The sequence below is a fragment of the Novipirellula methanifontis genome (assembly GCF_052161655.1).
Taxonomy (GTDB): Bacteria; Planctomycetota; Planctomycetia; order Pirellulales; family Pirellulaceae; genus Novipirellula.
In genome coordinates this window covers 3,544,783-3,568,830 of the sequence record NZ_CP197418.1, presented here as the reverse complement: position 1 = coordinate 3,568,830, position 24,048 = coordinate 3,544,783, and the positions used below count along the sequence as shown (strand labels likewise).

General features: G+C 57.0%; 1 protein-coding gene. It reads left to right on the top strand.

Annotated elements, in window-relative coordinates; genetic code table 11:
* Positions 1–223: 223 nt before the first annotated feature.
* Positions 224–23,980, top strand: a complete 23,757-nt coding sequence (locus SH528x_RS12645) for a VCBS domain-containing protein (protein WP_442510878.1) — start codon at positions 224–226, stop codon at positions 23,978–23,980.
* Positions 23,981–24,048 lie beyond the last annotated feature (68 nt).

The following is a 24,048-nucleotide window of genomic DNA, read 5'->3' as shown; positions in this document are numbered from 1 at the left end:
AATCTTATCCCATCCGAATCTTCGGCATTATCCGCAACGTCGCCCTAAACCTCTTTCTTTTTCTGATTGTAGAAGTCGAGGGCCAAGAGGGCGAAAATAGATACTAGACCTCGCTGCATCTCCCCCCCAACGAACGGGGTGCAATTTCGCACCAGATGAAGGAGCCGCGAGCAGGTCGCCACGTCAGTTTGCCCCGACGACGAAACGCCACGGATTGAAATCGATGAGTCGCGAATTCGACTTTTACCCTCTCGAAGAACGCATCCTGCTAAGCGGTGAAGGGGTCGATGGTCTCGATGGCTCGATGGAAATTGATTTCGATCTCGAGGCGGCGCTTTTGAGTCAGCTTTCCGAGGCCGATGGGGAAGTTGTTGGTGATCTTGCAACGCCAGCCGCGCAGCCGCTGAACACCGATCACGACGTCATCGACATTGCCACCGTGGATGTGGCCGAAGCTGAGGTTCTCGATCCCGCACAACCGATCGAAGTCATCTTTGTCGATGCGGGTGTGGAAGATGCAGAGACGTTGATCGAGGGATTGCGGGCCGATGCGGATGGTCAAACCCAGTGGTTGATCGTGCGTTTGCAGGCCGAGCAGGACGGAATCCTGCAAATCACCGAGACGCTTCGCAATTTGACAAGCGTGGATGCGGTTCATTTGCTCAGTCACGGTGACGGCGAAGGCATCCAGCTTGGCAATTCACGTTTGGATCTCGATGCGGCACCCAATTACGCCGGCGAGATCGCGTCGTGGGGGCATGCACTCGATAGCGGCGCCGACTTGTTGATCTACGGTTGCGATTTGGCGTCGACCGAATCGGGTCGCGATCTGATCGATATCCTGGCCGTCGTCTGCGACTGCGACGTCGCTGCAAGCGATAATGCAACCGGCAATGCGGAACTTGGCGGTGATTGGATATTGGAGTATGCCGTTGGTGAAGTGAATACTGAGGTGGCATTCGGCTTCGCAGCACAGGCGTCGTGGCAACATACGCTGGATATTTCATCAAACTTGGTACTGCATCATCGATTCGACACTGATACCAGCGATAGCAGCGGAAATAATTACAATGGAACCCTGCAAAACGGGGCGGTGATCGACACCACCAGCGGTACCAACCAGATCGGTGATGGCAAACTGAGTCTGGATGGTATCAACGATTACGTCGACTTCAGTCCGCATGTCAGCAATCTTCAGGGGATCACAGCGGGAACAATTTCTGTTTGGGTCTACCATGATGTCAACGATCGCGATGTCATTTTTGAGACGTCTGACAGTGGCGACAGTGATTCTCGAGTTGCACTCTTTAGGGACTCCGATGGTTCCTTTGATTTTTACATTCGGGAAGGTTCAACAACGCTGTTGGACGTACACACCGCTGCGGGCGTGATTCCCCAGAACACTTGGACCCATGTCGCCGTGACGGTGGACGCTACTGGCAACAAGCTTTACGTCAACGGCGTACAGCAATCGGTAACCTACGCAACAGGATCATCAACGACCAATCGTTTCTTTGATGATGTCACACAGCTCGACTTTGGCAGCTGGGGCGTCGACAAATACAGTGGCTCAAGTTTCACACGCTACTTCGATGGGTTTCTTGACGATGGTCGTGTCTACGATCGTGCCCTGAGCAGCACTGACATTTCAGAGCTGTACGCCGCGACCGGCACAGGCACGTCCGTCGTCAGCTTCCAACAGGGCGTGAATAGTTACACGGGCACGCAAGATACCGAGTTGCGTCAGACATCTCCGGGATCGAATTACGGTAGCTACACAACGCTTCCCATCGACCTGCAAAACTCCGGTTCGAATACAGAATCGCAAGCGATGATTCGGTTTGACGATCTGTTCGGTACCGGTCCGGGCCAGATCCCGATCAATGCGCAGATCGTTTCGGCTTCACTAACTGTCGAAGCGCTAAGCGGAACATCGGGAACGATCAGCCTGTACCAAATGCTGAACGACTGGGACGAATCCACTGCCACATGGAGTACGTACACCGATGGTCTGGATGCGGACAACGTCGAGATGTCGTCGGTTGCCGACAGTCAGTTGACCAGCCCTTCGACTGGCGCCGTGACCTTTACGGGCCTCGAGTCCGCGGTACAGTCTTGGGCCGATGGTAATGCGAACTACGGTTGGGGCATCCTAACAAATTCGACCGACGGCTTTGATTTCTACTCCTCCGAAGGAACAACCAAACCCAAACTAAGCATCGAATACGTGATGCCAGCGTCGCAATTGTCGACTGCCCATGCACTTGTGGTCGATACGGCAAGCGACGTCTGGGATGGAGATACGACGTCGATCGATTCCTTGCTAGCCAACAAGGGATCCGATGGAAAAATCTCGCTACGAGAGGCGATCCTTGCTGCTAACAGCACGCAAAACAATGGTGCAACCCCGGATCAGATCTCCTTCGCCATCGGCAGCGGTACCCAGACGATTCTTGTCGGTGCTGGCGGACTTCCCATCATTGTTGACGCCGTTAATATCGACGCGCGAACTCAACCCGGATACACCTCGTCACCGCTGATTACGATTGACGGCAGCGGTGCAACCGGATCGACAGGCGGGCTCGTGTTGCGCACCAACGATAGCACGATCAGTGGCTTTGCCGTGATCAATTTCCCTGATGAAGGGATCGAGATCGATGGATCCACCGGCTACGGCGACAACAATATCATCCAATACAACTACGTTGGTTTAACGGCGTCCGGAACCGCCGCAGGCAATGCCGATAACGGAATTTTGCTTTCCGAAGATGCCGACGACAATATCGTTCGCAACAACGTTGTCGGCTCCAATGGCAATGATGGTATCGTGATTCGCAATACCGACAGCGACAACAACTGGATCTACGGCAATACCGTCGGTCTCGCTCCGGACGGCACTACGATTCGGGCCAATGGCCGCTACGGAGTTTCCATCTTTGATGCAGGAACGAACAATATCATTGGTTCCGACGGTGACAACGTAAACGATGCAGCCGAACGCAACGTCATTTCGGGTAACGCCAGCGACGGTATCTACTTGTACAACGCCGGCGGCACAACCATTCGAGGGAACTACGTTGGTACCGATAACGCTGGCACCGCGATCCGCGGCAACGCCGGATACGGCATGCTGATCAGCAACTCGTCGAGTGTCACAATCGATGCGAACGTGGTATCTGGAAATTCGTTGGCGGGGATAAGTCTGTGGGAAACCGGCACCACCTTGGCTACCGTAACGAGCAACTACATCGGCACCAACGCGGCAGGAACGTCAGCGCTTGGCAATAGCAACGATGGGATCAAGATCGGCGGCGGAGCGAGTAACAATACGATCGGGGGTGACCGCACGCTCGGGTTAGGTAACGTGATCTCCGGTAACAGCGGGGCCACTTCGGATGGGATCGAACTCAGCGGTTCAGCCGGCAGCACAAACGACAACAAAATTTACGGCAACTACATCGGAACCGATGCAACGGGAACGACGGCTATCGCCAACGGGCGACACGGGATTGTCGTTTTTAGCGGAGCTCAAAACACTCTGATCGGTGGCACGGGCAGCGGACAGGGTAACATCATTTCCGGCAATACGACTTACGGAATCATTGTCGATGGAAACAATGGCACGACGACAACGGGGACTGTCATCGCTGCCAATTACATCGGATTGAATCTCGCTGGAACGAGCGCAATCGCCAATGGCGGCGGCATCTCGCTGTTTAGTGGTGCACGATCAACGACGATAGGCGGCACGACTGCCGCACATCGAAACGTGATTTCCGGCAATACCGGAGTCGGAATTGAAGTCACAGGGGCGACCACACAGAACAACACAATCCGTGGCAACTACATCGGGACAAATCAGGCGGGAACTGCGGGAATTGGAAACGGTGGCAGTGGGATTTACACTGCCTCGACGACTTCAACAGCGATCATTGGCAATGTCATTTCCGCCAACACGGGAAATGGAATTTCAACCTTCTCCGATGCGAACATCACAATCCAAAGTAATCTGATCGGATTGAACGCTGCCGGATCTGCCAGTCTGGTCAATACGGGATCGGGTGTCAGTTTATCCAACGTCACTAACGGTGCGATTGGTGGAATCGGAGCTGGAGAAGGCAACGTTATCAATGCTGCTAGTGGGCAAAGCACATTGTATATCAACAATGGATCCGGCTCGACGATATACGGCAACTTTCTTGGAACCAATGCTGCAGGAACCGCTGCATTGTCGGGTGGTTCTATCTCGGTCAGCATCAGCAACGCGGCCAATACGCTGTTTGGCGGTACGACATCAGCCCATGCGAACGTTATCGGAGGCTATTCGGTCACCGGAATCAATGTAACCCAAACTGGCAGTGCCGGTACGCAGATACAAGGTAACTTTATCGGCACCGACGCTACGGGCACGGCAGACCTGACCGGCGGATTCTATGGCATTACGATTCAGTCATCCGCGTTGGGCATCATGGTCGGCGGGACAAAGGATGGTGCCGGAAACACGATTGCGTACCATAGCACTAACGGCATCCGTTTGTGGGGAACCGCAGGCATCGGTAATTCGATTCTGCAAAATCGCATCTACGCCAATGGTGCGTTGGGAATTGACATTGGTGGAGACGGTGTCACCGACAACGACTCAGATGACGTCGACACCGGTCCTAACAACAAACAGAACTTCCCGGTGATCACGGAAGCTTTGTTGGATGGGACGAACCTAACCCTTGCCGGTTCCCTGGATACCGACGGCGCGTTGAATACGCAGTACCACGTTGAGTTCTACGGTAACGCCTCGGGGACTCAAGATACGACTCACGGCGAAGGCCGTTACTATCTGGGCACAACCACTGTCACCGTGGACGGTAGTGGCGACGGCACGTTCAGCGGAGTCGTGCTGACAGGCGTCACACTCTCGGCTGGAGATTTCGTAACGGCGACGGCCACCAGAATCGATGATCCGGGACAGGTTGACGTCAATGATCAGATGGCCTACGGCGACACGTCCGAGTTTGCGGCGAATTTTGCCATCGCACCAATCAATAGCGATCCTGTCGTGACATTTGGCGGCGGAAACATCACCTACGTCGAAAACGCAGGTGCGGTTTTCATTGATGCAACTGCAACGGTGACCGATGCTGATGGGGCGGACTTTGACGGCGGTGTGCTTTCGATCAGCATTACAGCCAATGGCAGCGGTGATGATCGCATTCGCATCAACAACGAAGGCATGGCAGCTGGACTCGTCGGCATGACGACCGGTCCGAATGAGGTCTACTACGGTGGAGTGTTGATCGGAACGTGGAGCGGAAGTGGTGCACCACTGGCGATTACGTTCAACGCTTCCGCCGATGCGACAGCCGTGCAAGCGGTCGTCCAGAACATCACCTTCGAGAACATCAGCGACGTTCCTTCCTCGTTAACTCGCACCATCGAGTTTCAGCTCACTGATGGTGACGGAGGAACGAGCACGGCCATCACCAAGGACATTGACGTCACAGCGGTCAACGATGCCCCGACGTTTGGCAGCGATGGCGATGGCAGCACCACGGTCCCCATCCCCGGAAGCCTGTTCGACCTTGGATTCAACAGCGTTGTGCAAGCGGATGGCAAGATCGTGATGGTCGGTTCATCGTACTTCACGGACAACGACATCACCGTGGTTCGCTTCAATACCAATGGAACGCTCGATTTGACGTTCGGCGGAGGCGACGGGATTGCGACCCTGGACGCGGGCGGGGGCGAACTGGGAATGGACGTCGCGTTGCAAGCCGACGGTAGGATTGTGGTTGCGGGGACCCGAGACAGCGACTTAATCGTTGCTCGCTTTACTGCTACCGGAGTGCTCGACACGACTTTCGATAGCGATGGCTACGCGATCACGGACGTCAATGGAACCGATTCGGCGTCGGGAATCGCCATCCAAAGCGATGGAAAGATCGTGGTGCTGGGAAACACCGATGCAGGCGGCAACAATTTTTCGGTGGTGCGTTACAACACCGACGGGTCGCTGGATACAACCTTCAGCGGCGATGGCAAAGTCGAAATTGATTTCGGGGCTAGTTCGGACGACGTTGCCAATTCAATCCTGATTCAAAGCGACGGCAAGATCGTCGTGGCCGGCAAAAGCAACAACCAATTTGCGTTGGCGCGCTTAACAAGCGGCGGTGTGCTGGACACCAGCTTTGATTCGGACGGACTGGTGACAACCGACTTTGGCGTAGGTGACGAAACGATTAGCGGATTGGCTCAACAGTCCGATGGCAAGATCATTGCGGCCGGAACCGCGAATCTCGATATCGCACTTGCTCGCTACAACACCGACGGATCGCTCGACACCTCGTTCGACGGTGATGGGCTGCAAACCTCGGACTTGGGTGCCACCGAACGAGCGTATAGTGTCGCGTTAACCTCCACAGAAAAGATCGTGGTGTCGGGCATCACCGACTTGATGGGCAGCAACGATGTGATGCTGCAACGATACAACGCCGACGGCAGCCTCGACACCGGCTTTAACACCACGGGCACGGTCATCACCGTGGCCAACGCAACCAATGAGTACGCGTACAGCGCGCAGGTGCTCGGAAATGGAGCGATCTCCATTGCTGGCAACATGCAAAACAATGGTTTCTTGTTGAACCAGTACAACGAAGACGGCAGCCTCGATACAAGTTTTGCACCAACCGCCAATTTAGTGGATGCGAATCCGACCTATGTCGAAGGTTCCGCAGCGATTGTGTTGGACGCAAGCGTCAGCGTATTTGATCGTGAATTAAGTGCTCAAGACAATTTCAGCGGATCCACGATTGCTCTCGTTCGCCGAGTTGGGGTCAACGGCGAGGATGTTTTTGGATTCAACGATGGCAATGGGCTGACGATGTCCACAGGATCGCTATACAAAAACGGCCAAATTGTTGCGACAATTGACCTCACCTCTCCGGGTCTGGCCGTTGTAACTTTCACTGATTCGAATGGCGAGACGCCCACGCAAACCGATGTCAACAATGTGCTGCGTCAATTCACGTACGCAAACAACAGCGATTCGCCACCGGCTTCGGTCGAATTGCTGTGGTATTTCGTGGATGGAAACGGGGGAGACCAGGGAACGGGTGGAAGCCATTTCATTACAGGTGTGATGACCGTCAACATCACTGCCACTAACGATGATCCGACGAACGCGGGCAGTTTACCAAGCGACATCACGGTCACCGAGGACGTGTCGGGGAACGTCGACCTTTCTCAAATCAACTTGAGCGATGTCGATGAGGGCGGCGGCGACCTGACTGTAACATTGACGACATCCACCGGCGGCAACTTGTCAGCCAGCAGTGGCGGTGGAGTCACGGTCGGTGGCAGCGGCACGGGCGTATTGACGATGACCGGTACGCTGGCCGATTTGAACACCTACCTCGATACCGCCAGCAACATCCAGTATCTGCACTCGACAGCCAATCAAGCGGGTGACAATGCCGACACGATTACGGTCAGCGTCAATGACAACGGCAATACCGGCACCGGAGGTGGCACTGACATCAATCTCGGCACGGTAAACGTCGATATCACCAACGTGAATGACGCCCCGGTCATCACCAGCGATGGTGGCGGCGACACCGCCAACATCAATGTCGACGAGAATTCGACCGCCGTCACCATTGTCACGGCGAGCGATGCCGACTTGCCTTCGCAAACGTTGACTTACAGCATCTTCGGTGGCGTGGATGCTGCGAAATTCAATATCAACAGCTCCGATGGCACGTTGATCTTCGTCGCCGCTCCCGACTTTGAATCGCCCGCGGACGTGGGCGGCGACAATGTCTATGACGTGATCGTGCGAGTCAGCGATGGCACGCTTACCGATGATCAAGCGATCGCGGTAACGGTGATCGACGTCTCGAACGTTTTGGTCGTTACCACCGCGACCGACAACAACGACAGCGGCATCCTGGTTGGCGCCAGCTATGACATTGAATGGCTGAATGCAAACAAAGGTACCGATGGCGAGATCAGTCTTCGCGAAGCGATCATCGCGGCGAATAACACCGCGGGCATGGACACGGTCAGCTTCAATATCGCGGGTGCGGGTGTGCACACGATCGGTCTGTTGAGTGTGCTGCCGAGTATCACCGAAGCGATCACGATCGATGGGTATACGCAATCCGGATCGAGTATCAACACGGCGACCAACGGCAGCAACGCTGTACTGCAAATCGAGCTCGACGGAACCAACACTGGTGCGGGAGCAAGCGGATTGAAGTTAGTGGCGGGTTCCGATGGCAGTACGATTCGCGGATTGGCGATCAATCGTTTTAGCGGCAGCGGCGTCGAGATCAACAACAGCGACAACAACACAATCGTTGGAAACTTTCTCGGCACCAGCGTCGACGGAACAAGCGGCCAGAGCAATGTCTATGGCGTCAACGTGACCAACGGCGCGAACAACAATACGATCGGTGGCTCGGCTGCGGGCGACCGAAACGTGATCTCCGGCAATACCACCGCTGGCGTGTACATCAGCAGTTCGGACAACACCGTCGCGGGCAACGTGGTCGGTTTGAATGCGGCGGGCAACGCGGCGATCGCGAATACTCGCGGCGTTTATCTTCTGAATGCCGCGAACACCCTGATCGGCGGAACGTCGGCCGGTGCGGGAAATGTGATCTCGGGCAACAGCATTGATGGGGTATTAGTCACCGGAGCGGCTTCGACTGGGACGCGGATCGAAGGCAATTACATCGGCACGAATGCCGCGGGGGACGCAGGAATTGCCAACTTGATCAAGGGCGTCGGGCTGACCACCAACGCCACCGGAGTCACGGTCGGAGGCAGTGCCGCGGGTGCCGGCAACGTGATCTCGGGGAACTCGAATACCGGCGTTTACATCGCGAGTGACGGCAATCTGGTTACAGGAAATTTTGTCGGAATCAATGCGGCGGGCACCGCAGCGGTCGCCAACGGCACCGGCGTTTACATCTACCATGCGGCCAACAACACGATCGGCGGCACTAGCGTAAACGAACGCAATATCATTTCGGGAAACACATCCAACGGCGTCTACATTAGCGGATCCGGATCGACGGGAAATAAACTCCAAGGCAACTACATCGGGACCAACGCAGCGGGCGATGCTGCGGTCGCAAACACGGCGGCCGGCGTCAGCGTTGCCGCCGGTGCAACTAACAATGCGATTGGCGGTTCCGTCGCTGGCGCAGGCAACGTGATTTCCGGGAATTCGACTTATGGTGTGTACGTCAATGCATCCAACAACACCGTCGCCGGAAACACGATCGGTTTGAACGCAGCGGGCACTGCCGCGATCGCCAACAACTACGGCATTCATCTTCTGAACGCCGCCAACAACGTGATCGGCGGCACGACAACGGAGGCGCGCAATGTGATCTCCGGCAACTCAGTCGATGGGATCTACATCAGTGGCGCTACGTCGACCGGCAATTCGCTGCAAGGCAATTTCATTGGTACCAACGCCGCAGGAACCGCTGCGATTAGCAACGGCCGCTTTGGGATAAGCCTGATCAACAACGCATCAGCAAACACGATTGGAGGTGCAGTCAGTGGCGCAGGAAACCTGATCTCAGGCAACGTCAGTTCGGGCGTCTATGTGAGTGCATCCGACAACACGCTAGTCGGAAATACCGTCGGCTTGAATGCTACGGGAACTGCAGCGATCGCTAACTACTCGGGAATCTACGTCAACAATGTCTCTGGCACGACGATTGGTGGCACGACGGCACTGGCCCGTAACGTGATCTCCGGCAACACCAGTGACGGTGTTTTCATCACTGGCGCCTCGGCGACCGGGAATCTCGTGCAGGGCAACTACATCGGCACGAACACCGCTGGCACGAGCGGCATTGCAAATATCAACGCAGGGATCAACATCCAGCTCAATGCGAGTGGCAACACGGTCGGCGGTGCAGTGGCCGGTGCTGGCAACGTGATCTCTGGAAATCAGAGCATGGGGGTCTACGTTGCTGCGCCCAACAATACGCTGAGCGGAAATATCGTTGGACTCAATGCTGCTGGGAATGCCAAGGTTGCCAACGCCGGATTTGGAATTTATGTCACCAGTGCCGGTGTTGGCACGTCGATCGGCGGAACCACCTCGCTGCAGCGCAATGTCGTCTCGGGTAACGGCGCGGATGGAATTGTCGTCGACGGCGGTGGGTCGAGTTCCGCAATGAACGTCATGATCCAAGGCAATTACGTCGGTACCAACCTCGCGGGAACGTCGGGGCTGAGCAATTCGCGTCATGGCGTCTATTTCTATAACGCTGCCGCGACCAACACGTTGGGTGGTGCCGTCAGCGGTGCTGGCAATGTGATCTCGGGCAATGCGAGCTACGGTGTGCTTGTCGAAGGTACAAGCAACCTCGTTGCCGGCAACACCATCGGACTCGATGCCGCCGGAACCGCAGCGATCGCCAACAGCACGGGCGTCTACATCAACAATGTCGGCAGCACCACGATCGGTGGCACGACGGCACTGGCCCGCAACGTCATCTCAGGCAACACCAACGACGGTATTTATATCACCGGCGCCGCGGCGACCGGGAACCTGGTCCAAGGCAACTACATCGGCACGAACGCAACCGGAACCGCGGCGGTGGGTAACGGTAACGCGGGGATCAACATCGCTTCCACCGCGGCTGGCAATACGATCGGCGGAACCGCAGCGGGTGCAGGAAACCTGATCTCAGGGAACACAAATTACGGCGTCTACACCGCTGCGAGTAACACGACGTTTCAGGGAAATTTCATAGGCACCGATGCGGCTGGCACGGGTGCGATTGCCAACGGCGCTGCTAATTCCGCGACGGGGGGTATTTATATCGCTGGTGGTTCGGGTAGCACGATCGGCGGAACAACCACGTCAGCTCGCAATGTAATCTCAGGCAATGGCGGTGCCGGAATTTGGATCAACGCAGGTGGCGACACCACGACCATTCAAGGCAACTACATCGGTGTGGATGTGACGGGTGATACCGCATTTGGAAATGGCCGCTGGGGAGTGGTTAACCAATCGGGCGACAACGTCCAAATCGGCGGGACCGCTGCGGGCGCTGGAAATGTGATCTCGGGCAGCACTAATTCATCTGGCGGCGTGTTCATCGGTCCGACTGCAGATGGAACCGTAATCGAAGGCAATCGCATCGGGATCGGTGCGACGACCACCTCCGCACTCAGCTCCGTTCAAGTCGTTGGTATCTGGCTCGCAAGTGGCTCAACGAATACACGGATCGGTGGCACGACCGCACCCGCCGGAAACATAATCGCCGGAAACGGTGTCTCGGGTGGCATCAAAATCGTTGGAACTTCCACCGGCAATACGATTCAGCGCAACAGTATTTATGGCAACTCGGGAATCGGCATCGATCTGAACGACGATGGCACGACGACCAATGATGGTGCGAAGACGGGCGGCGCGGCTAACTTGCTGATGGATTCTCCGGTGGTCGGCACCGCTAACCTTGTCAGCAACGATCTGTTGTTGACTGGCTACGTCGGTTCCGCCGCGAACCAAGCCACATTCGCCAACTCGCGCGTTGAGTTTTTCATCAGCGATGAAAGCTCAGCCTACGGCAGCGGCCAGACATACCTCGGCGAGTTGACCACCGATGCCAGCGGCAACTTCAGTGGCACGCTGGACGTAACCGGCCTCGGGCTGACACAGAGCGCCAGCATCACTGCGACCGCCACCGATAGCTCCGGCAACACGTCCGAGTTCGGGGTCAATTTCGCAGTCAACGTTGCTCCGGCCGCGGTCACGGATAACGCCACAGCGGTCGAAGCAGGTGGCGTTGGCAATGCTACCGCAGGGACAAATCCGACCGGCAATGTGCTGGCCAATGATACCGATCCCGACAGCGGCGATACACAAACCGTCATCGGAGTCGCAGCGGGAACTGTTGGCAGCGCATCGAGCAATGTGGGCAGCAATGTCACCGGGTCGTTTGGCACGCTACAAATTGCTGCCAACGGGGCGTACGTCTACACGGTCGACAACACCAACACGGCCGTGCAAGCGTTGCGAAACAGTGGCGATACACTGACAGACGTATTCACGTACACGATGAATGACTCGGGTGGCATGGAAAGCACCACTCAAGTGACGATCACGATCGAGGGTGCCAATGACGCGCCCGAAGCGGCCGATCTAACCAAGACGATCGACGAAGATACTCCGTTGACGCTAGCAGCAGCGGATTTTGGCTTCACCGACGTCGACAGTAGCGAATCCATCAGCGCCGTACGCATCGACGTGTTACCAGCCGCCGGAACACTCAACTTGACCGGCAGCGGACCAGTGACCGCCGGGCAAGTCATCACGATCGCCGATATCAACGCTGGCAAGCTGATCTTCATACCGGCGGCCAACGATAACGGAGCGGGATACGCTTCGATTGCCTTTAGCGTGGCCGATGCGAGCAACACGTTTGACGGCAGCCCCAATACGATCACAATCGACGTGACCGCGGTCAACGACGCCCCCGAGCTCGATAACTCGGAAACGTTCACGCTGACGGATATTACCGAAGACCAGACCAGCAACTCGGGTGATACGGTCGCGTCGATTATTGCCAGTCTGTCGGGCAATCGGATCACCGACGTCGACGCCAGTCCGAGCGAAGGAATTGCAATTCAGTCGATCAGCGGCGGCAATGGAACTTGGCAATATTCGCTCGATGGTTCGTCTTGGACCGATGTCGGTACCGTCAACACGACCACGTCGTTGCTGCTGCGATCGAGCGATTACTTGCGTTATGTCCCTGACGCGATGAACGCCGATACATCGTCAGTGTCGTTTGTCGCCTGGGATCAAACCACAGGAACCGAAGGCACCAAGGTCAGTACCGCTGCCACGGGCGGAATCACCGAGTTTAGCGCCGATGTTGGGTTGGCTGAGGTGACCGTCACCGCGGTCAACGACGCTCCGACGATCACCGATTCCGCGACCGTCAGCTTGTCGGGAACCAACGAGGACACTCCTTCCACACCCACCAGCGTCGACTCGATCGTGTCGTCGGCCGGATGGGCCGACGTTGATGCGGGCGCGGCCAAGGGAATCGCGGTCACTGCACTTACCGGAAACGGCACTTGGCAATATTCGACTGATGGCTCGACTTGGACGTCGTTTAGCGGGATTTCTGGTAGCACCGCACTGCTGCTAAATGCGTCGACACAAATTCGCTACCAGCCCGATTCGCTGAACGGCGAAACCGCGACCTTCGACTTTGTTGCTTGGGATACGACTACGGGATCCGCTTCGTCGTTTGGTTCTCCATCGTATGCCGATCCAGGCGTTGGGGGCAGCACGACGGCATTTTCGAGCGAATCAGCCACCGCATCGACCGTGGTCACCGACGTCAACGATGCCGTGGTTGCCGTCGCCGACACCGACACTGCGACCGAAGCAGGCGGAGTTGCCAATGCAACGGCGGGCTCCAACCCGTCGGGCAACGTGCTGAGCAACGATATCGAATATGACACCGGCGATACGCTCAATGTGACCGGCGTCGCGGCGGGCACCGTGGCTTCGGCCGCTGGTAATGTCGGCACTTCGGTGACCGGGACCTATGGCAACATCAGCATTGCCTCCAACGGTGCTTACACGTACACGGTCGACAACAATAACGCGATTGTCCAGGCATTAAGAACGTCCGGGCAAACGATCACTGACACCTTTACCTACACGGTCCAGGATTCGGGCGGGTCGTATTCATCGACTCAGATTGTGATCACGATTGAAGGACAAAACGACGCTCCGGTTGCAGTCACCGACAACGTGGTTGCCGTCGAGGCGGGTGGTGATAGCAACGCCAGTGCTGGAACGAATCCGACCGGCAACGTACTGACTAACGATACCGATGTCGATTCGGGCGATACCAAAACCGTCACGGGCGTGGTGGTTGGCACTGCTGGATCGGCCAGCGGCAATGTGGCTTCGGCTCTGGCAGGAAACTACGGCAGCATCACGATCAACGCCAACGGCTCGTACACCTACAACGTCGACAACAGCAACGCGGCGGTGCAGGCACTGCGAACTTCGTCAGATACGCTGCAGGACGTGTTCACCTATACGATGCAGGACACCGACGGTGCGAGCTCGACCACGCAAGTCACCGTGACGATCCAGGGCCAAAATGATGACCCGGTTGCAGTCGATGACAATGCGGCCGCAGTGGAAGCAGGCGGCACAAGCAACGGTAGCGCAGGCACAAATCCAAGCGGCAATGTGCTCAGCAATGATACCGATGTGGACTCGGGCGACACCAAGACGGTCGTCGGAGTTGCCGCAGGATCACAGAGCGTGGCATCCGGGTCGGTCGCGACGGGAGTTAGCGGTTCGTACGGTTCGATTCAAATCGCGAGCGATGGCTCGTACACCTACACGGTCGATAACAATAATTCCGCAGTCCAAGCACTGCGGACATCGGGACAATCGCTGTCGGAAGTCTTCACGTACACGATCCAGGACGCCAGTGGCGCGGACTCGACTGCGGAGATCACGGTTACGATCACGGGTGCCAATGATGCCCCCGATGCTGTGGCCAACGCCGCCACGGCAACCGAAGCCAGCGGGATATTGAATAACATTTCGGGAACCAATCCTTCGGGCAACGTGCTCACCAATGACACCGACGTCGACACGGGCGATACCAAGACAGTGACTGGCGTGGCAACCGGCGTCCAAGGATCGACGTCGGGCAACGTCGGTAGTACGGTGGTGGGAACCTACGGTTCGTTGGTGATTAACGCCAACGGAAGTTACACGTACACGCTGGACAATGACAACGCTGCGGTCGAAGCACTCAATGACGGCGATTCGCTTTCGGAAACATTCTCGTACACGATGCAGGACACCGCTGGGTTGGCGTCGACGACGCAGCTGGTGATCACCATTGATGGACGGACAGACCAACCGGTCGCCGTGGCGGATATGGATACATCCGAAGAAGCGGGCGGTGTAGGCAATGCCACACCTGGTTCGAATCCATCGGGCAACGTGTTAGACAACGATTTATCTGGTAACGGTAAAACGATCGTCGGCGTGGCAGCAGGATCAACGGGATCGGCCAGTGGAAATGTAGGTACGACAGTGACGGGAACTTACGGCACGGTCGTGATCAATTCGGACGGTACTTACACTTACACGCTTGACAATAGCAACCCAGCTGTCGAGGCGCTGCTGACCTCCGGCGATCACGTCACCGACATCTTCACGTACTCGATGGAGGACACGTTCTCGAACATGTCCTCGACCGAATTGACGATCACGGTTGATGGTCAGAATGATGCTCCTGATTCAGTCGACGATACCGGAATTGCGGTTGAAGCTGGAGGTATCGCCAACGGCACTGCGGGCAGTAACGGCACTGGCAACGTGCTCAGCAACGATACCGACGTCGACACCGGCGATACAAAATCGGTAATCGGGGTCCAGCTCGGCACCGTGGGATCAGCTTCGGGATCAGTCGGTGCTTCGGTCACTGGCAACTATGGCCAAATCGTGATCAACAGCGACGGCAGCTACACCTACACGATCGATCAGAATAACGCAGCGGTCCAGGCTTTGCGGACCGCGAGCGATACGCTGCAAGAAGTTTACACCTATACGATGCACGACACCGCGGGGTTGGAATCGACGGCGCAAGTCACCGTTACCATCCAAGGAGCCAACGATGCTCCCGTTGCAGTCGTGGATACGGCCACTGCGTATGAAGCGGGTGGTGCGGGCAATGGTTCGGCCGGGGCCGATCCAAGCGGGAACGTTCTGAGCAACGATACTGACGTCGATAGTGGCGATACAAAAACCGTCATCGGAGTCGCCTCGGGCGTACAAGCTTCAGCCTCCGGTTCAGTCGCCACCGGCGTCGTCGGTTCTTACGGTTCGATTACACTCAACAGCGATGGCTCTTACACGTACGTCGTCGACAACGACAATGCGGCGGTCCAGGCACTGCGGACAAGTGGCCAAAAACTTGACGATGTCTTCACCTACACGGTCGAAGATACTGATGGTCTGAGTTCGACGACTCAAATCACCGTGTCGGTTCGTGGTGCGAATGATAATCCCGACGTGGTTGCCGATACGGCGATCGCGGTCGAAGCAGGTGGTACCGCAAACGGCACCGCAGGGACGAATCCAACCGGCAATGTGCTCGCTAACGATAGCGATAACGATGCCGGAGACACGATGGTGGTCAGCGGCGTGACCGCAGGCACCGCCGGATCGGCAACCGGATCCGTCGGATCAAGTGTCGCGGGGTTATTCGGCTCGATCAACATCGCTTCGAACGGCAACTACAGCTACACCGTCGACAACAGCAACCCGACTGTCCAAGACCTGCTCAACAGCGGCGACACGCTAACCGACATTTTCACCTACACGGTCGAAGATCTTTCCGGCGCGACGTCGACCACTCAGGTCACGATCACGATCCAAGGTGCCAATGACGCTCCGGTAGCGACGGTCGACAGTGCCCATGCGTACGAAGCGGGAGGCGTCGCCAATGGCACTGCGGGTACCGATCCCTCGGGCAACGTGCTGAGCAACGATGACCAAGTCGACTCGGGCGATACATGGTCGATCACGGGCGCGGCTCAAGGAGTCGTGGGATCGACCAGCGGTTCGGTTGGTTCGTCAATCAACGGAAACTTTGGCGCGATCACGATCAATTCGGACGGCAGCTACACCTACAACATCGATAACGATAACGCGACCGTTCAGGGATTGCGAACCGCCAGCGATACGATCACCGATGTATTTTCCTACACGGTTTCGGACGCAGCCGGACTGAATTCAACCGCTCAGATCACGATCACGCTGCATGGAGCGAATGATGATCCCGTCGCCGTCGTTGACACCCCTACCGCCGTTTCAGCGGGCGGTTACGCAGGCGGCACTGCGGGGACCGATCCGACCGGCAATGTTTTGACCAACGATACCGATGTCGACGCGGGCGATACCAAAACCGTCGACGGCGTGGCGGCTGGAGTGCAAGCATCCGCGAGCGGTTCGGTGGGATCCGCCGTCACAGGAAGTTATGGCTCGATCTCAATCGCCGCTAACGGCAGCTACACCTACACGGTCGACAACAACAACGCGACCGTGCAAGCACTGCGGACCAGTAGCGATACGCTCACCGACGTGTTCACCTACACGATGATCGACGCCAGTGGGGCAGCGTCGACTACGCAGGTATCGGTCACGATTCAAGGGGCCAACGATGCACCGATCGGGGTTGATGATACCGCCACTGCAGTCGAAGCCGGCGGTGTCGGCAATGCGACAGCAGGCACCAATCCGACCGGCAACGTGCTGAGCAACGATACCGATCTAGACTCCGGTGACACGAAGTCGGTCAGCGGAGTCGCGGCGGGATCACAAGTCAGTGCATCGGGATCGGTGGCTACTGGAGTGTCGGGATCGTTCGGCCAGATCACCATTAATTCCGATGGGTCGTACAGCTACGTTGTCGACAATAACAACGTAGCCGTTCAGGCACTGCGAACCTCGGGCGACACGTTGACCGATGTGTTCACATACACAATGGTGGACACAGCAGGACTGGATAGCACCGCCGAAATCACGGTCACGATCCAAGGCAGCAACGATAATCCGGTTGCAACCGCCGACACTCCGACCGCGGTCGAAGCAGGTGGACTTGCCAACGGCACTGCGGGCACTGATCCGACAGGCAACGTGCTCAGCAATGATACCGATGTGGACGCGGGGGATTCCAAAACGGTTGCGGGCGTTGCTGCGGGCGTCCAGGCATCCGCGTCTGGCAGTGTCGGATCCGCGGTAACGGGATCGTATGGTTCCGTGACAATTAATTCTGATGGTTCGTATATCTACGCCGTTGACAATAGCAATGCAGCCGTCCAGGCCTTACGAACCGCCAGCGACACGCTTCAAGACGTTTTCACCTACACCGTGGTGGATGCATCGGGCGCCGATGCAACCACGCAAGTCACGATCACAATCCAAGGCCAAAACGATACGCCTACTGCCGTGGTCGATAACGCGGTCGCGGTCGAAGCAGGTGGCACTGCGAATGGAACCGCTGGCACCGATCCAACTGGCAACGTGCTGACGAACGACACCGATGTTGACTCGGTCGCCAGTGGCGAAACCAAATCGGTCAGTGGTGTTGCGGCCGGAGTCGCTGGATCCGCATCCGGTTCCGTGGCATCGTCTGTCGCCGGGTCTTATGGTGCGATCACGATCAATTCCGACGGTTCGTACAGCTACATCGTCGACAACAATAACACGGCGGTTCAAGCACTTCGCAACAGCGGCCAAACGCTGAACGATGTCTTTACCTACACGATGACCGATACTGCCGGGGCGACCTCGACCACACAGATCACGGTTACGATTCAAGGCCAGAACGACGCGCCAACCGCGGTAGCAGACAACCCGATCGCAGTTGAATCAGGCGGCCTAGCCAATGGCACTGCGGGCACGGACCCGACTGGCAACGTGTTGACGAATGACCTCGACCCTGATTCCGCTGGCAACGGCGAAACAAAAACGGTCACAGGGATCGCCGTGGGTGTTGTTGGGTCGGCATCGGGTTCGGTCGCTTCCTCGGTGACCGGTTCCTACGGTGCGATCACGATCAATTCGGACGGTTCGTACGCCTACGTGGTCGACAATTCGAATGTCGACGTGCAAGCCCTTCGAAATAGCGGTCAAACGCTCGACGATGTATTTACTTACACGATGACCGACGCGGACGGAGTTGCCTCGACCACGCAAGTCACCGTCACGATCCAAGGCCAGAACGATACGCCGACAGCCGTCGTTGATAACGCGGTAGCGGTTGAAGCGGGCGGACTCGCCAATGGAACCGCTGGCACAAATCCAACCGGCAACGTGCTAACGAATGACACCGATGTCGACTCGGTTGGCAATGGCGAAACCAAATCAGTCAGTGGCGTTGCTGCAGGGGTGTCTGGATCGGCATCCGGTTCGGTCGCGTCGTCAGTTGCCGGTTCCTACGGTGCGATCACGATCAACAGCGATGGATCGTACAGCTACGTCGTCGATAATAATAACGCGACCGTCCAAGCACTTCGAAACAGCGGTCAAACGCTGGACGACGTGTTCACGTACACGATGACCGATACGGCCGGGGCAACCTCAACCACGCAAATCACGGTCACGATCCAAGGCCAGAACGATTCGCCAACCGCAGTTGCGGACAACCCGATCGCGGTCGAATCCGGCGGACTGGCCAACGGCACCGCTGGCACCGATCCAACGGGCAACGTGTTGACGAACGATCTCGATCCTGATTCTGCTGCCAACGGCGAGACGAAAACGGTCACAGGGGTCGTAGTGGGCGTTACCGGGTCGGCATCAGGTTCGGTTGCCACTTCGGTGACCGGTTCCTACGGTGCGATCACGATCACCTCGGATGGATCGTATGCTTACGTCGTCGACAATTCGAACACTGATGTGCAAGCACTTCGCAACAGCGGTCAAACACTCGACGATGTGTTTACCTACACGATGACCGACGCCGACGGAGTTGCCTCAACCACACAAGTCACGGTCACCATCCAAGGCCAAAACGACACGCCAACGGCCGTGGTCGATAACGCGATCGCGGTCGAAGCAGGTGGCACTGCCAACGGAACAGCAGGCACCAATCCGACCGGAAATGTGTTGACCAACGACACCGATGTCGACTCGGTTGGCAACGGCGAAACCAAATCGGTCAGCGGTGTCGCCGCTGGAGTGACCGGATCGGCATCAGGTTCGGTCGCGTCTTCGGTTGCCGGTTCGTACGGTGTGATCACGATCAACAGCGATGGATCGTACAGCTACGTTGTTGATAATAATAACGCGACCGTGCAGGCACTTCGCAATAGTGGCGACACGCTGGACGATGTGTTCACCTACACGATGACCGATACGGCCGGTGCAACCTCGACCACTCAGATCACGGTTACGATCCAAGGACAAAATGATACGCCGACGGCTGTGGTGGATAACGCCATTGCGGTGGAGTCAGGCGGACTTGCCAACGGCACCGCGGGTACCGACCCGACTGGCAATGTACTCACGAACGATACCGATGTCGACTCGATCGGAAACGGCGAAACCAAGACGGTCAGTGGCGTGGCTGCTGGTGTCACGGGATCGGCGTCGGGTTCGGTGGCTTCGTCCGTCGCGGGTACCTACGGTGCGATCACGATCAATTCCGACGGATCGTACAGCTACGTCGTTGACAATAGTAACACCACGGTGCAAGCACTTCGCGACAGCGGTGACACGCTCGACGACGTGTTTACTTACACGATGACTGACACTGCAGGTGCGACCTCGACCACGCAGATCACGGTCACAATCCAAGGTCAGAATGACACGCCAACGGCGGTGGTTGATTACGCCATTGCGGTTGAAGCGGGCGGTTTGGTCAACGGGACCGCTGGTACAAATCCAACCGGCAACGTATTAACGAACGACACCGATGTCGACTCGGTTGGCAATGGCGAAACAAAATCAGTCAGCGGCGTTGCTGCCGGAGTCGCGGGATCCGCTTCGGGATCGGTGGCCTCTTCGGTCGCGGGTTCGTACGGTGCGATCACGATTAACAATGATGGATCGTACAGCTACGTTGTTGATAACAATAATGCGACCGTCCAAGCACTTCGCAACAGCGGTGACACGCTCGACGACGTCTTTACGTACACAATGACCGACACTGCGGGTGCGACTTCGACCACGCAGATCACGGTCACGATCCAAGGCCAGAATGATACGCCGACGGCCGTGGTGGATAACGCCATTGCGGTGGAGTCGGGCGGACTGGCTAACGGCACCTCGGGTACCGACCCAACGGGCAACGTACTCACGAACGATACCGATGTCGACTCCGTTGGCAACGGCGAAACCAAAACGGTCAGTGGCGTTGCTGCGGGTGTGACAGGATCGGCCTCGGGTTCGGTGGCGTCGTCGATCGCAGGTTCCTACGGTGCGATCACGATCAATGCCGACGGATCTTATTCCTACATCGTCGACAATAGTAACGCCACCGTACAGGCACTCCGCAATAGCGGGCAAACGCTCGACGATGTGTTTACCTACACGATGACTGATACTGCGGGTGCGACCTCGACCACGCAAATCACGGTCACGATCCAAGGCCAGAACGACACACCTACCGCAGTCGTTGATACTGCGATCGCGGTTGAGTCAGGCGGGCTTGCGAACGGGACTGCAGGTACAAATCCGACTGGCAATGTGCTAACGAACGACACCGATGTCGACTCGATTGGCAACGGCGAAACCAAAACAGTCAGCGGCGTTGCCGCCGGGGTCGCGGGATCGGCTTCGGGATCGGTCGCGTCTTCAGTTGCCGGTTCGTACGGTGCGATCACGATCAACAGTGACGGATCGTACAGCTACATCGTTGACAACAATAACGCGTCGGTTCAGGCACTCCGCAATAGTGGGGACACGCTGGACGATGTGTTTACTTACACGATGACCGACACTGCGGGTGCAACTTCGACCACGCAGATCACAGTCACGATCCAAGGCCAAAACGACACGCCGACGGCCGTGGTGGATAACGCCATTGCGGTGGAGTCAGGCGGATTGGCCAACGGCACCGCGGGTACGGACCCGACGGGCAACGTGCTCACGAACGACACCGACGTCGACTCGATCGGAAACGGCGAAACCAAAACCGTCAGTGGCGTGGCTGCTGGTGTGACCGGATCGGCATCGGGATCGGTCGCGTCGTCGGTCGCTGGTTCCTACGGTGCGATCACGATCAACAGTGACGGATCGTACAGCTACGCCGTCGACAACAACAACTCGGCAGTCGAAGCACTGCGAAACAGCGGCGATACGCTGGACGATGTGTTTACTTACACGATGACCGACGCTGCGGGTACGACCTCGACCACTCAGATCACCGTGACGATTCAAGGTCAAAACGACACTCCGATTGCGAACGCTGACACTGCCACTGCGGTTGAAGCCGGCGGCGTGGCCAATGGAACTGCAGGAGTCGATCCGACCGGCTACGTGCTCACGAACGACACCGATACTGATTCCGTGGGCAACGGCGAAACCAAGACGGTCAGCGGTGTGGTTGCGGGAACGGCGGCCAGTGCTACGGGTTCGGTCGGGGCAAACGTCTCAGGTTCTTACGGTGCGATCACGATTAACTCGGATGGTTCGTACAGTTACGTTGTCGACAACAACAACGCGGCGGTGGAAGCATTGCGAACCGCCTCGGACACGCTGACGGACGTGTTTACTTACACGATGGTCGATGCGTCGGGAGCCGAGTCCACGGAGCAAGTGACCATCACGATCCAGGGCCAAAACGACGCGCCACATGATTTAACCGCGACGGGGATGACGATCGACGAAGGTCTCGCCAACGGACAAATCGTGGGGACAATTTCGACCGACGACATCGACACCAGCGACACGACGTTGTATTCGTTGACCGATACGGCAGGCGGCCGATTCAATATCGATGCATCGGGCAACATTCGCGTTGCTGATTCGAGTCAACTCGATTACGAAGCCGCTACACAACACGACATCACGGTGCGTGTGCAAGACGCCGCCGGGGCCACGTACGACGAAACGTTTACCGTCTACCTAAACGACGTGAATGAATTCAACGTTTCCGCGGCTACCGATACCGATGGCAATCCGAACCAAGTCAACGAAAACGCGGCGTTTGGAACGACCGTGGGAATTACGGCATTGGCGGTCGACACCGATGGTTCAACCAACAGCGTGACCTATTCGTTATCCGATGATGCCGGAGGTCGCTTTGCAATCGATTCGGCCAGCGGAATTGTAACGGTTTCTGGATCCGTGGATTACGAAACTGCCACCAATCACACGATCACGGTTCGAGCCGACTCGAGCGATGGTTCGTTCAGCTTCGCGAATTTCTCGATCGCAGTGATCGACGTCAACGAAGCGCCCGTGGCAATCGGCGATAATTACTCGATCAACGCCGGAGAAACACTCACGCTGGCGGCGCCGGGTGTGTTGATCAACGACAGCGATGTCGACGGCGACCCGCTGCAGTTGCAACTCGTCTCGGGACCTAGCCACGGAGTGCTCACGACCTCGGCCAATGGAAGTTTGGTTTATACACCCAGCGATGCCTACTTTGGCGGCGATACGTTTACGTACCTCGCCAGCGATGGCAGTCTAGATAGTAACGTCGTGACCGTCACAATCACCGTGATTGCCGGTGGCGGTGGTGGTGGATCAGGCAGTGGCGGATCAGGCGGAAGTGGATCCGGTGATGGTAGCTCGGGTGACAGCGGATCCGGCGACACCGGTGGAAGCGGTGACACATCCGGGGGTGACTCTGGAAACGGAGACAGCGACGATGGCAATGGCGATGGCGGATCGACCACAACAGGTGCAGTGCCAACGGTGCCGACAAACGTGACAACGCCTACCCAGTCGGACAACGAGACAAACGAGAAGGGAGCGTCCAAGCCGACCAGTGCTTCGGCATACCGTGAATCAACGATTCAAATGTCAGACAATGACAACGATGAGTCACAGGGCGGTTTCGAGTCGCAAAGTTTTTCGTGGGGCGGTTCGTCGAACATGCAACTAAAACGTAGCAGCAGCCAAATGTCTCAAATGCTCGACCAACTACTGATCGTCGATCTGGTCCAAGCGATTCAGTGGACGGAGTGGAACGAACAGAGTGCGGCGCAAGCAGACAACGGCAGCTTCTTCGGCGTAGGCGAGATCGGGGGACTCGGAGTCGGTGCCGGACTTGCTTCGGTCGGTTACGTCTTGTGGGCTCTGCGTGGCGGCGTTCTGCTAACTACCATTTTCGGCAGCATGCCCGCGTGGCGGATGATCGATCCTTCGGCACTGCTCACCGTCTATCGTGATGCCGAAGGCGTTCGAAATTCCAAAGCCGATGTGTCAACGTTCCTGGATTAACGTGTTCGTTCGCCTCCGATGCGAACGGCTTCACGTGAATCGCTTGTGATCCGCAATGTAGAACAATC